15 protein-coding genes are annotated in these 13865 nt (G+C 74.9%); 11 read left to right on the top strand and 4 right to left on the bottom strand.

Annotation, left to right across the window (positions count from 1 at the left end; all coding sequences use genetic code 11):
• The first annotated feature begins 59 nt into the window (after positions 1-59).
• The 6 genes from ACFW3D_RS19560 to ACFW3D_RS19535 all read left to right on the top strand — a co-directional run bounded on the left by ACFW3D_RS19560 (position 60) and on the right by ACFW3D_RS19535 (position 4998).
• On the top strand, positions 60-521 hold the full coding sequence (locus ACFW3D_RS19560; RefSeq protein WP_500505445.1) for a fluoride efflux transporter FluC: 462 nt from the start codon (positions 60-62) through the stop codon (positions 519-521).
• Entirely contained in the window at positions 518-865 is a 348-nt protein-coding gene (locus tag ACFW3D_RS19555; protein WP_500505444.1) for a DUF190 domain-containing protein, read from the top strand. Before ACFW3D_RS19560 ends, ACFW3D_RS19555 begins: the two co-directional genes overlap by 4 nt.
• Complete coding sequence (gene crcB / locus ACFW3D_RS19550) at positions 862-1236, top strand: fluoride efflux transporter CrcB (RefSeq protein WP_500505443.1); 375 nt, start codon at positions 862-864, stop codon at positions 1234-1236. The genes ACFW3D_RS19555 and crcB overlap by 4 nt, the downstream gene beginning before the upstream one ends.
• A 183-nt stretch (positions 1237-1419) precedes the next feature.
• Positions 1420-1875 (top strand): SPW repeat domain-containing protein, encoded by a 456-nt coding sequence (locus ACFW3D_RS19545; protein ID WP_500505442.1) that lies wholly within the window; start codon positions 1420-1422, stop codon positions 1873-1875.
• Positions 1876-2015: 140 nt separating this feature from the next.
• Positions 2016-2882: an oxygenase MpaB family protein gene (locus ACFW3D_RS19540; protein ID WP_500505440.1), complete on the top strand. Its 867-nt coding sequence runs from the start codon at positions 2016-2018 to the stop codon at positions 2880-2882.
• A gap of 76 nt (positions 2883-2958) precedes the next feature.
• Positions 2959-4998 carry a serine/threonine-protein kinase gene (locus ACFW3D_RS19535; protein ID WP_500505439.1) on the top strand — a complete coding sequence of 680 codons (2040 nt, stop codon included), beginning with the start codon at positions 2959-2961 and terminating at the stop codon, positions 4996-4998.
• Positions 4999-5003: 5 nt separating this feature from the next.
• On the opposite strand, the gene ACFW3D_RS19530 is transcribed toward ACFW3D_RS19535, so the two are convergent.
• Positions 5004-5900, bottom strand: a complete 897-nt coding sequence (locus ACFW3D_RS19530; protein WP_500505438.1) for a LysR family transcriptional regulator — start codon at positions 5898-5900, stop codon at positions 5004-5006.
• Between the two features lie 181 nt (positions 5901-6081).
• On the opposite strand from ACFW3D_RS19530, the gene ACFW3D_RS19525 reads away from it, so the two are divergent.
• The 5 genes from ACFW3D_RS19525 to ACFW3D_RS19505 all read left to right on the top strand — a co-directional run bounded on the left by ACFW3D_RS19525 (position 6082) and on the right by ACFW3D_RS19505 (position 12022).
• Positions 6082-6999 carry an SDR family oxidoreductase gene (locus tag ACFW3D_RS19525; protein ID WP_500505437.1) on the top strand — a complete coding sequence of 306 codons (918 nt, stop codon included), beginning with the start codon at positions 6082-6084 and terminating at the stop codon, positions 6997-6999.
• 649 nt (positions 7000-7648) lie between these two features.
• Positions 7649-8752, top strand: coding sequence for an NAD(P)H-dependent flavin oxidoreductase (locus ACFW3D_RS19520; RefSeq protein WP_500505436.1), 1104 nt, complete (start codon positions 7649-7651; stop codon positions 8750-8752).
• 13 nt (positions 8753-8765) lie between these two features.
• Positions 8766-10334, top strand: coding sequence for an acyl-CoA synthetase (locus tag ACFW3D_RS19515; RefSeq protein WP_500505435.1), 1569 nt, complete (start codon positions 8766-8768; stop codon positions 10332-10334).
• A gap of 83 nt (positions 10335-10417) precedes the next feature.
• Positions 10418-11239: a universal stress protein gene (locus tag ACFW3D_RS19510; RefSeq protein WP_500505434.1), complete on the top strand. Its 822-nt coding sequence runs from the start codon at positions 10418-10420 to the stop codon at positions 11237-11239.
• Positions 11240-11323: 84 nt separating this feature from the next.
• A complete protein-coding gene (locus ACFW3D_RS19505) occupies positions 11324-12022 on the top strand; it encodes an alpha/beta fold hydrolase (RefSeq protein ID WP_500505433.1) in 699 nt (232 codons plus the stop codon).
• Here ACFW3D_RS19505 and ACFW3D_RS19500 read toward each other — a convergent pair.
• The 3 genes from ACFW3D_RS19500 to cpt form a co-directional block, all read right to left on the bottom strand.
• The gene (locus ACFW3D_RS19500) at positions 11991-12413 is read right to left on the bottom strand and encodes a rhodanese-like domain-containing protein (protein WP_500505432.1); all 423 of its coding nucleotides are present in this window, start codon (positions 12411-12413) and stop codon (positions 11991-11993) included. The two genes, ACFW3D_RS19505 and ACFW3D_RS19500, sit on opposite strands and share 32 nt — an antisense overlap.
• Entirely contained in the window at positions 12410-12997 is a 588-nt protein-coding gene (locus ACFW3D_RS19495; RefSeq protein WP_500505430.1) for a cysteine dioxygenase, read from the bottom strand. The genes ACFW3D_RS19500 and ACFW3D_RS19495 overlap by 4 nt, the downstream gene beginning before the upstream one ends.
• Positions 12998-13212: 215 nt before the next feature.
• Positions 13213-13761 carry a chloramphenicol phosphotransferase CPT gene (gene cpt / locus ACFW3D_RS19490; RefSeq protein ID WP_500505428.1) on the bottom strand — a complete coding sequence of 183 codons (549 nt, stop codon included), beginning with the start codon at positions 13759-13761 and terminating at the stop codon, positions 13213-13215.
• Positions 13762-13865: the final 104 nt, after the last annotated feature.

Here is a 13865-nt window from a genome sequence, read left to right as displayed (position 1 = left end):
CCTGCGCAGGGTGCCTCACGAGTAGGAGAACCATGACCTCACCAGTCCCCCTCCCCGCGATGACCGAGCCAGCCTCCCCTGACGCCGAGCCCCGGCCTCCCCTGCCGCGATCCGCGCGGATGCGGGAGCAGGCGCCCGTCGTCGCCGTGGTCGCGGTCGGCGGAGCGCTGGGGGCCTGCGCACGCTACGGCGCGGGCCTGCTGTGGCCCACCGCGCCGGGCGCCTTCCCGTGGACCACCCTCGGCGTCAACGCGCTCGGCTGCGCCGTGATCGGCGTGTTCATGGTGGTCATCACCGAAGTGTGGTCCGCGCACCGGCTCGTCCGCCCGTTCTTCGGCACCGGCGTACTCGGGGGCTTCACCACCTTCTCCACGTACGCCGTCGACATCCACGGCCTGGTCGAGGGCGGTCACGCCGGGGAGGGGCTGGCCTACCTCGCCGCCACGCCGCTGATCGCGCTTGCCGCGGTGTGGGGCGCGGCGCACACGGCCCGCCGTCTGATCGGATGGAGGCAGACATGACACGGCTGCACGGCACCGCGCTGCGGCTGACGGTCCTGATCGGCGACAACGACACCTGGCACCACAAGCCGCTGTGCTCCGAGATCACCCGCCGCGCCCACGACGCAGGGCTGGCCGGGGCCAGCGTCTTCCACGGGGTCGAGGGCTTCGGTGCCTCCTCACTGATCCACACCACCCGGCTGCTCTCGCTGACCGACAACCTTCCGGTGGCCGTCGTCATCGTCGACCACGAGGAGCGCATCCGCGCGTTCCTGCCGCAGCTCGACGAACTGGTCACCGAAGGGCTGGTCACCCTCGACGAGGTCGAGGTCATCCGCTACGTGGGACGGGGGAACCACGGGTGAACTGGTTGCTCGTCATCGCCGGGGCCGTGGTCGGGGCGCCGCTGCGCTACCTCACGGACCGTGCCGTCCAGGGCCGGCACGACTCGGTGTTCCCGTGGGGCACGTTCACGGTCAACGTCGTCGGCTGCCTCGTCCTGGGCCTGCTGGCCGGCGCCGTCACCTACGGCGCGGCCTCGCACTCGGTGCAACTGCTGGTCGGCACGGGCTTCTGCGGGGCGCTCACCACCTACTCGACCTTCTCGTACGAGACCCTGCGGCTGGCCGAGACCGGGGCGCGGTTCTTCGCCGTCGCGAACGTCGTCGCCGGCGTGGTCGCCGGGATCGGGGCGGCCTTCACGGGTGCGGCCGTGGCCCAGGCGATCTGGGCCTGAGCCGTACCCGCCTCCGGAAGGCCGCCGAACAGGACGTTCCACTCGACCCACCTAAAATGGGAGAGGTCCACACTCCGGCCCGTCGCCCGGAGCGGATGCGGGCGCGGGCGCGTTCCCGCCGACAGGCGCCGCGGGGCGTACGCCCCGTTCCGGGCGACGCGGCTCCCACCGCGGGAGGGCACCATGTCCCTGACTCAGCGTCCCGGCACCCGGATCCAGACCGCGGGCCACACCCAGACCCCGCCGGCCGACATCCGAGACTCGCTGTTCACGGCGCCCCTGCTGCTGATCGGCGGATGGCTGTTCGCCGCCGGCTGGGCGCTGGCGTATCCCGACACGCCCATCGGCAACAACGTGCGCATCGTCGACCTCGTCTTCTCGACCATCGTCCTGCTCAACGCGATCGCGCGGGTCGCCCGGACCCGGGGGCCCGGCAGCGACGTCATCACCATCGTGTGCGGTGCCTGCCTGGTCGCCTCGCCGTTCGTCTTCGGCTACTTCGACAACCCGGGCGCGGGTCTCGCGCCGCTCAACCAGATCGTGACGGGTGCGGCCCTGATGGTCCTGGGCGCGGTCAGCCTGGCGCTGATCGAGCGACGGCGCTCCCACCCGCCGCGTGACGCCGCGCCCGCCCGCTGACGCGGCGGCGCGGGAGACCGCGCGGGGCAGACCCGGCGCCCCGCGCGGCCCTATGCTCGGCGCTGCGGGCACCAGGCCGTCCGTCGCCGACCCGGTCACGGGCGGGACCGGCCGTGGCCGCACGGCGACAGGAGGCCGCGATGCGCGACGCCGACCCCGGGCTCTTCGGGCCCGCCTCGGTCACCTGGCAGATGCACGGCGACCCCATGATGTGGATCGCCGGCGTACGGGCGCTGTACCTGCAGGCGCTGCACCCGCGCGCAGTGCGCGGCGTCACGCAGAACTCGGACTTCCGCCGGGACGCCTGGGGCCGCCTGCTGCGCACCGCGGACTTCGTCGGCACGATCACCTACGGCACCACATTGGAGGCCGAGCGGGCCGGGGCAAAGGTGCGCGGCATCCACCGCAGGCTGTCCGCGACCGACCCGGACGACGGCGAGCGCTTCCCCGTCGACGATCCCGCACTGCTGCTGTGGGTGCACTGCGCGGAGATCGACTCCTACCTGGAGGTCGCGCGGCGCTCCGGCTTCCCCCTCTCCGACGCGCAGGCCGACGCCTACGTCGCCGAACAGCGGGAGGCCGCACGGCTGGTGGGCCTTGACCCGGCGCAGGTCCCCGACGACACCGAGTCGCTCGCCGCGTACTTCGAGAAGGTGCGGCCCGAGCTGGCCGCCACCCCCGAGGCCATGGAGGTCCACGACTTCCTGCAGGGGCCGCCCGTGCCCCGGGCGCTGCTGCCCCTGCGGTTCGCCGTGTGGGGCCGGGCCACCGCGCTGGCCTACGCCGCGCTGCCGCCCTTCGCCCACGAGCTGTACGGGCGGCCCGCCCCTGCCGTCCCCGTCACCGGGCGGCGGCTGCGCGGCGCGGGCGTGCTGCTGCGCACGATCCCCTCCTTCGTGCGGTGGCAACTGCCCCCCGGCCACATCCTCAGGGCGGTCGGACGTCTCGGCCCCGGCACCCACCCGTCCGCCCACCGGCTGCGCGAACAGGCGCGTTCCCAGGGGTAACGGCGGGTCCCCAAGTGCGCCCCCCGCGGTCATACTGGGTGCGGGGAGAGGCGGACGACCGGGGGCGGCGTACACCATGACGGCGGGTCAGTACGACGGGGGAAAACTGCTGCGCGAGCGCTACCGGCTGCGGGAGCGGATCGGGCGCGGCGGCATGGGCGAGGTCTGGAAGGCGCTGGACGAGTCGCTGGGCCGGGAGGTCGCGGTCAAGTGCCTGAAGCCGACCAGCCCTTCGCTCGACCCGTCCGTCCACCGGGTGCTGCGGGAACGGTTCCGCAGGGAGGCGCGGGTCGCGGCGGCGCTCCAGCACCGCGGCATCACCGTCGTCCACGACTTCGGCGAGAGCGAGGGCGTGCTCTTCCTCGTCATGGAACTGCTCGACGGCCGCAACCTGCGGCAGCTGCTCGGCGACAACGAGGGCCGCCCGCTGCCCCTGCCCGACGTCACCGACATCGCCGCACAGATCGCGGCGGCCCTCGCGTACACCCACGCGCGGGGCATCGTGCACCGCGACCTGAAGCCGGCGAACGTCATGCGGCTCGCCGACGGGGACGTCAAGATCTGCGACTTCGGCATAGCGCGCCTCGGCCACGACATCGGCTTCACCTCGCGGCTGACGGGCACCGGGGTCGCCATGGGCACCCCGCACTACATGTCCCCGGAGCAGATCGGCGGCGAGGACGGGATCGACCACCGCAGCGACCTCTACTCGCTTGGGTGCGTGCTCTACGAGATCGCCACCGGCGCCCCGCCCTTCGACATGGACGACACCTGGGCCGTCCTGGTCGGCCACCGCGACACCCCGCCCCGGCCGCCCCGCGAGCACCGCCCCGACCTGCCGGGCGAACTGGAGCAGCTCGTCCTCGACCTGCTCGCCAAGAGCCCGGAGGACCGCCCGCAGAGCGCCGCCGACGTGGCCGGCCGGCTCAAGACGCTCCGCGACGGCAGCCCCGGCGGCCCCGGCGGCACTCGCCCCGGACCCGGGCTGCCGTCCTGGGCGCGCCGTCTGGAACTGCAGTCGGGGGCGCCCAGCGTGCACGGCACGGGGGCCCTGGCGAGCCGGCACACCGCGGCCGTCGGACTCGCCCGGCTGGGCCGCTGGTCCGAGGCCGAACGGTCGCACCGCGCCGTGGCCGAGGAGCGCGAGCGGCTGCTCGGCGCCACCCATCCCGACACGCTCACCAGCCGCTACGAACTCGCCCTGTGCCTCAGCCGCGGCGGCCGCCACGCCGAGGCGCTGCGCGGGTACGAGGAGGTGGCGGCGGCCCGGGCGCGGACACTGGGCGCCGACCACCCCGGCACGCTCGCCGCCCGCCAGGAGGCCGCCTACGCCCTCGGGCGCCTGGGCCGTCACGAGGAGGCCCGCCAGGGGTACGCCGCGGTCCTCGCCGCCCGGGAACAGCGGCAGGGCGGCGACCACCCCGACACCCTCCACTGCCGGCACAACCTCGCCGTCACGCTCGGGCGGCTCGGCCGTACGCAGGAGGCGTACACCTCGGCAGCCCAGGTCGCGGACTCCCGCACCCGCGTCCTGGGCCCCGCCCACCCCGACACGCTCACCACCCGCTGCGAGGTCGGCCATCTGCTCGGGCTGCTCGGCCGCTGGCGGGAGGCACGTTCCACCTACGCCCACGTGGCCGCGATCCGGGCGGGCCTGCTGGGCGCCGACCACCCGGACACCCTCGCCACCCGGCACGAACTGGGCATCTGCCTGGGACGGATGGGCCTCGGCGCCGAGGCGCACGAGCTCTACACCGACCTCGTCGCCCTGCGCACCCGCGTCTCGGGCCCCGCTCACCCCGACACCCTCCGGGCCCGGCACGGCCTCGGGGTCAACCTCGGGCGCCTGGGCCGCTGGCGGGACGCCCTCGCCGAGGCACGCGACGTCGCGGCGGTCCGTACCCGCGTGCTCGGCGCGGACCACCCGGACACCCTCGTCAGCCGCCGTGAGATCGCCGTCGCCCTCGGTTGGCTGGGCGACTGGCGCGAGGCCCTGGCCCTCCACGAGGCCGTGGCGGAGGCCCGCGGGCGCGTCCTCGGCCCGGAGCACCCCGACACGGTGGCCAGCGCCGAGGACCGGGCCCGCTGCCGTGAGCAACTGGGACTGCGCGACTGACCGGTTCAGGGACGGCCGGTCAGCCGTGCCCGGGCCGCCTTGCGGAACGCCGCCACGAGTCGGTTGCCGTCGCCGTCGCGGGTCGCCAGCACGACGTGGCTGGGCTCGACGCCCTCGAGGGGGATCGCGGTGAGGTCGGGTCGCAGGCCGCCGCGGACGCCCGCCGAGATGGCCACGGCCTGCCCGGCGGCGACCACCTCGAACTTGTCCTCGACGGCGTCGATGAGGGGACCGTCCGGTGCCGGGCTGCCGTCGGGCCGGGGATCGATGCGCCAGAACGCACTCCACGACGGGTCGGACTCCCGCACCCGGGGCAGGGGTTCGCCGGCGATGTCGTCCAGGGTGACGGACTCCCTGCCCGCCAGGTGGTGGTCCAGCGGCACCACCAGCACCCGGGGTTCGTCGTACAGCACCGTCACGTGGAGCCCGGCGGTGGGGAACGGCAGCCGGGTCACCAGCGCGTCCACCCGGTGGTCCAGCAGCGCCGCGCTCGCCCCGTTCCAGGGCACGTGCTGGGTGCGCACGTCGGCGTCCGGGTGGCGGTGGCGCAGCTCCCGCACCGCGGGGGTGACGATGAGGCCGGCGGTGTAGCCCACGGTGATCCGGCTGGGCCGGGCGGCGGCACGGGTCTCGGCCGCCGCGCTCGCGGCCGAGCGCAGCAGCGCCCTGGCACGGGGCAGGAAGACCTCACCGGCCCTGGTGAGGACGGTGCCGCGCGGGGTGCGGTCCAGCAGGCGCGCGCCGAGCTGCTGCTCCAGGCGCCGGATCTGCCGGCTCAGGGACGGCTGCGTGACGTGCAGCGCCTCGGCGGCCCGGCCGAAGTGCCGGTGCTCGGCCACGGCGGTGAAGTAGCGCACGAGCCGCAGGTCGAGGTCCGGTGACGCGGAAGAGGACTCGGACATGCTCCCAGCCTAGCCCGCCCCAGCCCTTACCACCTGCGGTGATGCCCGGAACGCATTGCGCCGTGCAGAACGGGCCTTGGACCGCGGCAGCTCCCCGCCCGCACGATGGAGAACGCCCCGGACCGCGCCGCCGGCACCGCGCGAGGGGCGGCACCACATCACCTCATCGAAGGATCGCAGCATGCGTGTATTCGTCACCGGCGCCACCGGGCACATCGGGACCGCCGTCGTCACCGAACTCCTCGGGGCCGGGCACGAGGTCGTCGGCCTCGCCCGCTCGGACCGTTCCGCCGCCGCCCTGAGGGCCGCGGGCGCCGCGGCGCACCTCGGCAGCCTGGAGGACCTCGACGCTCTGCGCCGCGGCGCCGCGGAGGCCGACGGCGTCATCCACCTGGCCTTCGGCCACGACTTCTCCGACTACGCGGGCGCGGTCGCCACCGACCTGCGGGCCGTCGAGGCGATGGGGGAGGCGCTGGAGGGGTCCGGCCGCCCCTTCGTGATCACCTCCGGCACGCTGATGCTCGCGCTTGCCGCACCGGGACGCCTCGGGACGGAGGACGACGTGATGGCCCCCGCCTCGCCCCCGGTGCCGCGGGGCGAGGCGGAGAACGCGGCGGTCGCGCTCGCCGCGCGCGGGGTCCGCTCCTCGGTGGTCCGGCTCGCCCCGTCCGTGCACGGCCCCACCGACCGGCACGGGTTCGTCCCGCGGTTGATCGGCTTCGCGCGCGACAAGGGCGTCTCGGCGTACGTGGAGGACGGCGCCACCCGCTGGCCCGCCGTCCACACCCTTGACGCGGCGCGTCTGTTCCGGCTGGCGCTGGAAGCGGCACCGGCGGGCTCGCGACTGCACGGGGCCGCCGACGAGGGCATCCCCTTCCGGGAGATCGCCGAGGCGATCGGCGGCGGCCTGGACGTCCCGGTGAAGAGCGTGCCGCGCGAGGCGGCGCAGGAGCACTTCGGTTTCCTGTCCGGCTTCGTGACGCTCGACAACCCGACGTCGAGCACGCGCACCAGGGAACTCCTGGGATGGCGCCCGGAGCACCCGGCCCTGCTCATGGACTTGGCGGGGGGTCACTACTTCGGCCGGTCCGACGCCTGACCCGGGGCGGGGGCGGCCCCGCGGGCAGCCTGCGGCCATGACCGGGAACCCGTACGACACGGCGCACATCTCTCCCGGAGTTCGACGCCGGGGTGCGCACGCGGCCGGGGATGTACTTCCGGTACGGGCATGGTGATCCCCGGCTGCCGACCGCCGTGCTGTCCGCCGACGGCGGTCGCCCCGGCGCATTCCCTGAGCGCGCTCGTCGAGATCACCGGTGACCTCGCCTTCACGGTGACCTTCGGCGAGCCGCACACCTGGGAGGGGCGACAGGAGCCCGCCGCAGGCTGCTTCGGGCCCTGCTCGGTCCCGAGTGGTGCTGCCCGGCGGCCGCCGCGGCGCTGAGCACGCGCACGGTGGCGGAGGTGTGGTGCGGCGGCCGCGGCTTCCGGCAGGAACTGCGCGGGATCCGGCCCTGCCCGGCGCCGCGGGAGTTCGCCGCGCCCGCGGGAGCGGGACCCGGTGGGAATTCGTCCTGGACGCGGACTGGTTCGGGCAGGATGCGGCCCTCGCCGCGGAGCCCGCGGGCCCCGGGTACGTCCTCGTACGGGACCTGCGTGACGGCGGCCGTGAGACGCAACCGCCTAAAATCTGACGCTGCATCAGAAAATCTCTTCCCCCGGCCGGTCCGCTCGGGCATCCTGCCCCCATGGAGACGGAGCTGAGCAAGAGGCTGGGCATCGAGCACGCCATCTTCGGCTTCACGCCGTTCCCCGCCGTCGCGGCCGCGATCAGCCGGGCCGGGGGCATGGGCGTCCTCGGCGCGGTGCGCTACACCGCGCCCGACGAGCTGGCCCGGAGCCTGGAGTGGATGGAGGCCCACGCGGACGGCCGGCCGTACGGGCTGGACGTCGTGATGCCGGCCAAGAAGGTCGAGGGCGTCACCGAGGCGGACGTCGAGGCGATGATCCCCGAGGGGCACCGGGACTACGTCCGCGAGGTGCTGGCCAAGTACGGGGTGCCCGAGCTGGAGCCGGGCGATCCCACGGGCTGGCGCATCACGGGCTGGATGGAGCAGGTGGCCCGCTCGCAGCTCGACGTCGCCTTCGAGTTCCCGATCGGCCTGCTCGCCAACGCGCTGGGCTCCCCGCCCGCGGACGTCGTGCAGCGCGCCCACGAGCGGGGCGTCCCCGTGGCCGCCCTCGCCGGCAGCGCCCGGCACGCCCGCCACCACCAGGAGGCGGGGATCGACATCGTCGTCGCGCAGGGCTACGAGGCCGGCGGGCACACCGGCGAGATCGGCGGCATGGTGCTCGTTCCCGAGGTCGTCCGAGCCGTCGACCCGCTGCCCGTCCTCGCCGCCGGGGGCATCGGCACCGGCGAACAGGTCGCCGCCGGGCTGGCGCTGGGCGCCCAGGGCGTGTGGCTCGGCTCGGTGTGGCTGACCACCACGGAGGCCGAACTCCCCTCCTCCGCCCTGGTCCGCAAGCTCCTCGCGGCGGACTCCGGCGACACCGTCCGCTCGCGTGCCCTGACCGGCAAACCGGCCCGCCAGCTGCGCACCGAGTGGACCGACGCCTGGGACGACCCGGCCGGCCCCGGAACGCTGCCCATGCCGCTGCAGGGCCTGCTGGTCGCCGACGCGATCACCCGGATCCAGAAGTACGAGGTGGAGCCGCTGCTCGGCACGCCGGTCGGCCAGATCGTCGGCCAGATGCGCGAAGTGCGCGGCGTCCAGGCCGTCTTCGACGATCTGACCCGAGGCTTCGAACGGACCCTGGAGCGCATGAACCGCATCGCCGGACGCACCTGAGGAGGCGGCACCCATGACATCGACCGCGGCGAGCGCCCCCAACGGATTCTGGGCCCAGGCCGGCGCCGACCCGGAACGCATCGTGCTCATCGCACCCGACGGGGAGCGGTGGAGCGCCCGGCGGCTGCACGAGGAGAGCAACCGCCTCGTCCACGGCCTGCGCGCCGCCGGCCTGCGGACCGGTGACGCCTTCGCGGTCGTGCTGCCGAACGGCGCCGAGTTCTTCACGGCGTACCTCGCCGCCTTCCAGGCCGGGTTCTACCTCGTCCCGGTCAACCACCACCTGGTGGGGCCCGAGATCGCCTGGATCGTCGCCGACTCCGGCGCCAAGGTGCTGCTCGCCCACGAGCGCTTCGCCGACCAGGCCCGCGCCGCCGCCGACGAGGCGGGACTGCCCGGCGAAGCCCGCTACGCCGTCGGCGCCACGGGCATCGAGGGCTTCCGCCCCTACGCGGAGCTGCCGGCCGGGATGCCCGGCACCCCGCCGGACGAGCGCACCACCGGCTGGGTCATGAACTACACCTCGGGCACCACCGGCCGCCCCCGCGGCATCCGGCGCGCCCTGTCCGGCAGGCCCCCGGAGGAGACCCACCTCGGCGGATTCCTCGGCATCTTCGGCATCCGTCCCTTCGACGGGAACGTCCACCTCGTCTGCTCGCCGCTCTACCACACGGCCGTGCTGCAGTTCGCCGGCGCCGCCCTGCACATCGGCCACCCGGTCGTCCTGATGGACAAGTGGACGCCCGAGGAGATGCTGCGGCTGATCGACGCCCACCGCTGCACGCACACCCACATGGTGCCCACCCAGTTCCACCGGCTGCTGGCCCTCCCGGAGGAGGTCAGGAGCCGCCACGACGTCTCCTCGATGCGGCACGCCATCCACGGCGCCGCGCCCTGTGCCGAGCACATCAAGCGGGCCATGCTGGAGTGGTGGGGGCCGTGCGTCGAGGAGTACTACGCGGCCAGCGAGGGCGGCGGCACCTTCGCCTCCGCGGCCGAGTGGCTGAAAAGGCCCGGCACGGTCGGCAGGGCGTGGCCCATCAGCGAGATCGCCGTCCACGACGACGACGGCAACCGGCTGCCGCCCGGCGAACTCGGCACCGTCTACATCAAGATGAACACCCCCGGCTTCCGCTACCACAAGGACGAGGCCAAGACCCGGGCGAGCCGCATCGGCGACTTCTTCACCGTCGGGGACCTGGGCTACCTGGACGAGGACGGCTACCTCTACCTCCGCGACCGCAAGATCGACATGATCATCTCCGGCGGGGTCAACGTCTACCCCGCCGAGATCGAGGCCGCCCTCCTCAGCCACCCCGCGGTCGCCGACGCCGCCGCCTTCGGCGTCCCGCACGACGACTGGGGCGAGCAGGTCAAGGCCGTCGTCGAGGCCGCCCCCGGCCACGCACCCGGGCCGGAACTGGCCGCCTCCCTCCTGGCCCACTGCGAGGAGCGACTGGCGGGGTACAAGCGCCCGCGGTCGGTGGACTTCGTCGCCGAGATGCCCCGCGACCCCAACGGCAAGCTCTACAAGCGCCGGCTCCGCGACCCGTACTGGGAGGGCCGCGCGCGGCCCGTGTGACGGCCGCCCCCGTCCGGCACCGCCGGGGCGCCGGGCGGGGCGGCGGCGCCTACTGTGGAGGCGAGGCGAGGGAGGCACATCCGATGACCCGACCCGTCACCGTGGGCCTGGACGGCTCGCCGGAGAGCCGCGCCGCCATGTACTGGGCGGCGGGGGAGGCGCTGCGGCGATCGGTGCAGCTGCGCCTGGTGCACGCCGGGGGACACCCCTACGGCGACGCGCTGCTGCGCGACGCCGCACAGGAGCTCGCCGAGCGCCACCCGGACCTGCCCGTGACGACCGATGTGGCCGACGCCCCGCCCGCCGAGCTGCTGGTCGCGGAGGCGGGACGCAGTGAACTGCTGGCGCTCGGCTCCCAGGGACTGAGCGGGGTCAGCGGCTTCCTCCTCGGTTCCGTGGGGCAGATGACGCTGGCCCGCGCGGAAGGCCCCGTCGTGGTCGTCCGCACCGGCCAGGAGGAGGAGGCCGGGGGCGACCCGCGGCCTGTGGTGCTCGGCTTCAGCCTGCGCAAGGGCGCCGAGGAGGTGGTCGCCTTCGCGGTGGAGGACGCACGGCGGCGCGGGGCGCAGCTGAGGGTCGTCCACGCGTGGTCGTACCCGCCGACCTACGGCTACGTCCCCGCGGCCATGGACCCCACGTGCGGCGCGGAGATCTGCGCGGCGGAGCGGCACGCGGTGCAGGCCGCCCTGCTGCCGTGGCGGGAGAAGACGCCCGGCGTGGAGATCACGGAGGAGGTCGCCGCGGGCAACGCCGCGCAGCCCCTGGTGGACGCGGCGGCCGGGGCCTCGCTGCTGGTCGTCGGGCGGTGCCGGAACCGGCCCGGCGGCGTGGGCCCGCACCTCGGCCCCGTGGCGCACGCGGTGCTGCACCACGCGGCCTGCCCCGTCGCCGTCGTCCCGCACTGACACCCGCGCGGACCGTCTCAGCCCTAAGCGGAAGGGTGTCGCCCGGACGGGTGCGGTCCACCGCCGGCGGGTACCGTCGCCCGGGTGAGCGATCTACGCACCGTGCACGTGAACGGCATCCGGATGGCCTACCGCACCTGGGGCGAACCGGACGCACCGCCCCTCGTCCTGCTCCACGGACGCGGCTCGGACGGCGCCGACTGGCAGGCGGTCGCGCCCGCCCTCGCCGCCACCCACCGGGTGTACGCCCCCGACCTGCGCGGCCACGGGGCGAGCGACTGGCCGGGCGAGTACGCCTTCGAGGCCATGCGCGACGACGTCGTCGCCTTCCTGGACACCCTCGGCCCGCGGCCGGTGGTGCTGGCCGGGCACTCGATGGGTGCGGTCGTCGCCTACCTGGTGGCGGCGGAGCGGTCGTCCCGGCCGGCCGCCCTCGTCCTGGAGGAGCCCGTGCCACCGGACCCGGAGGTGCCGCCGCGGGTCGTGCCGTCGGGCCCGGAGGGGGACGAGCCCTGCGACTGGCGGGTCATCGCGGCCGTCAACCGCTGGCGCAACGCCCCCGACCCGGGCTGGTGGGACCTGCTGGAAACGATCGACTGCCCGACCCTCGTCCTCGCCGGCGGGGCGGGCAGCCACGTCCCCCAGGACGGGATCGCGGCCGTCGCCGCGCGCGTGCCGGGGGCGCGGCTGGTGACCGTGGAAGCGGGGCACCTGGTCCATCAGGAACGCCCGGCTGAGTTCCTCGCCGAGGTCAGCGGTTTCCTTCCGGCGCCCCGCCCCTGACCGGCAGCCCGGCCCGCAGCCACGCCTGGAATCCGCCCTCCAGGTCGGTGGCCCGGGTCAGGCCGACGTCCAGCAGGGAGGCCGCGGCGAGGCTGGAGGTGTAGCCCTCGGAGCACGCCACGATCCAGCGCACACCGGGGCCGGTGGCCTCCGGGATCCGGGCGTCGCTCAGCGGGTCCAACCGCCATTCGAGGACGTTGCGCTCGATCACCAGGGCGTCCGGGAACTCGCCCTCCGCGGCCCGCTGCGCCGCCGGGCGGATGTCGACCAGCAGCGCCTCACCCGCGGCGATCTCGGCCGCCGCGTCCTCGGGTCCGATCCGCTGCAGCCGGGCCCGGGCGCGGTCGAGCATCCGGTCGATGCCGGACCTGGCGGTGGTGGACGGGTTCATCGGACGGCCTCCGGGGCGATCGTGGACGCGGACGCGGTCACGGACAGGGCACGTGACACGGGGACGGCGCGCGGGACCGCCGAGGGCTCCGGCTCGTCCGTCAGCACGGTACGCGTGCGCCGCAGGGAGCGCGCGTCGTCGACCGCGTAGTACGACATCGCCGTGAGCGGCGGCGAGTAGGCGTGCACGCTCACCGCGGGCGCGGCGGAGGCGTTGACGACGTCGTGGACGTGTCCGAGCGGGAAGGCCGCTCCGCCGCCCGCGGCGAGTTCGCGGGTCGCGATGCCGCCCCGGCCCCGGTCGTCGTGGAGCCAGCGGTGCTCGGTGAGGGTGCCGCCGACGACGCTCAGGGCACCGAGCGAGCCCGCGTGGTCGTGGAGTTCGGTGGAGGTGTCGCAGGGCCAGGTGATCAGCCAGACGTCCACATAGGGGTCCTGGTGCAGCCGGGTGTACCAGCGGCGGTCGGGCAGGTGGACGGGGAGGTGGACACCGGCCTCGACGGCGGCGGCGTAGCCGAGGACGAGCGCGCGCAGTTGGGGGAGGACGAGCGGGGTGGGACCGCTCGCCCGGTCGTGCAGGGCCATGGGAAGGGCTCCAGAGCGGGAACACGACGTGCCCCGCCTGGGCGGGGGCAGGTCATGGAGTGGTCGGGGCTACTGAGGTCAGCCCCGGCGACAGCTCTGGTCGAAGTGGTGCGCACGGCGTCCCGGCCACAGGGGGCCCAGGTTCCAGATGTTCGTGCGCATGGTGCCATGAAAGCACAGGACCGCCCGTTCCGTCGCGGTCACCGTCGCGGACGTCACATGGGTGACACATGAGCGGCGATGATCCGGGCGCACTCCATCGACTCGGTGTGTGTCGTGTCCACTTCGAGGTCGTAGACGACGCCCCGGTGCACCGCCTCCGCCTGCGCCGCCGCCATGCCCGCCACCCGGTCGCCCCGGGCGGTCTCCCGGCCCGCCGCCACCTCGGGCGCGCAGCGCACGCCCACCCACAGCACCTCCAGGCCGTCCAGCGCCCGCCGCCAGCGGTCCTGCGAGGCCGGTCCGCCGAGGAACACCTCGTCGACCACCACCCGCGCCCCGGCCCGCGCCATGGCGGCGACGCCGATCGCCCAGGCCTCGTCCAGGGCCCGGAAGGCGTCGCCGACCGACACGCTCCCGTCCGTGCCGAAGCCGATGCCCGCGCCGGACCCGGAGCCCCGCAGCCCGGCGGGCAGGCCGTCGACCAGCGTGTCCGTGCCGAACGTCAGCCACGCCTGCGGCAGCAGCACCGCCTGCAGGCAGCGCGCGATGCCCGACTTGCCCGAGCTGGAGCCACCGTTGAGCACGATCACCTGGTACGCCACCGCGCCAGGCTAGGTGCCCTCCGTGCGGGTCCGCGAGCCATTTGCCGATCGGCGCGCGGCGAGGTCGAGGCGTAAGGCGGGGCCTCCGGAAGGTGAGCAGCAGC

Source organism: Streptomyces sp. NPDC058864 (assembly GCF_042742985.1).
In the GTDB taxonomy this organism is placed as follows: domain Bacteria; phylum Actinomycetota; class Actinomycetes; order Streptomycetales; family Streptomycetaceae; genus Actinacidiphila.
Note: the sequence above shows the minus strand (reverse complement) of the source record. Positions and strands in the feature narration are given on the sequence as shown.

Excerpts from the sequence above, each read along its gene's own strand:
- ACFW3D_RS19530 (WP_500505438.1), bottom strand. The coding sequence starts at position 5,900 with ATGTCCGAGTCCTCTTCCGCGTCACCGGACCTCGACCTGCGGCTCGTG.
- ACFW3D_RS19510 (WP_500505434.1), top strand. The coding sequence starts at position 10,418 with ATGACCCGACCCGTCACCGTGGGCCTGGACGGCTCGCCGGAGAGCCGC.
- ACFW3D_RS19520 (WP_500505436.1), top strand. The coding sequence starts at position 7,649 with ATGGAGACGGAGCTGAGCAAGAGGCTGGGCATCGAGCACGCCATCTTC.
- ACFW3D_RS19560 (WP_500505445.1), top strand. The coding sequence starts at position 60 with ATGACCGAGCCAGCCTCCCCTGACGCCGAGCCCCGGCCTCCCCTGCCG.
- ACFW3D_RS19545 (WP_500505442.1), top strand. The coding sequence starts at position 1,420 with ATGTCCCTGACTCAGCGTCCCGGCACCCGGATCCAGACCGCGGGCCAC.
- ACFW3D_RS19495 (WP_500505430.1), bottom strand. The coding sequence starts at position 12,997 with ATGGCCCTGCACGACCGGGCGAGCGGTCCCACCCCGCTCGTCCTCCCC.
- ACFW3D_RS19535 (WP_500505439.1), top strand. The coding sequence starts at position 2,959 with ATGACGGCGGGTCAGTACGACGGGGGAAAACTGCTGCGCGAGCGCTAC.
- ACFW3D_RS19555 (WP_500505444.1), top strand. The coding sequence starts at position 518 with ATGACACGGCTGCACGGCACCGCGCTGCGGCTGACGGTCCTGATCGGC.
- ACFW3D_RS19515 (WP_500505435.1), top strand. The coding sequence starts at position 8,766 with ATGACATCGACCGCGGCGAGCGCCCCCAACGGATTCTGGGCCCAGGCC.
- ACFW3D_RS19540 (WP_500505440.1), top strand. The coding sequence starts at position 2,016 with ATGCGCGACGCCGACCCCGGGCTCTTCGGGCCCGCCTCGGTCACCTGG.
- ACFW3D_RS19500 (WP_500505432.1), bottom strand. The coding sequence starts at position 12,413 with ATGAACCCGTCCACCACCGCCAGGTCCGGCATCGACCGGATGCTCGAC.
- ACFW3D_RS19525 (WP_500505437.1), top strand. The coding sequence starts at position 6,082 with ATGCGTGTATTCGTCACCGGCGCCACCGGGCACATCGGGACCGCCGTC.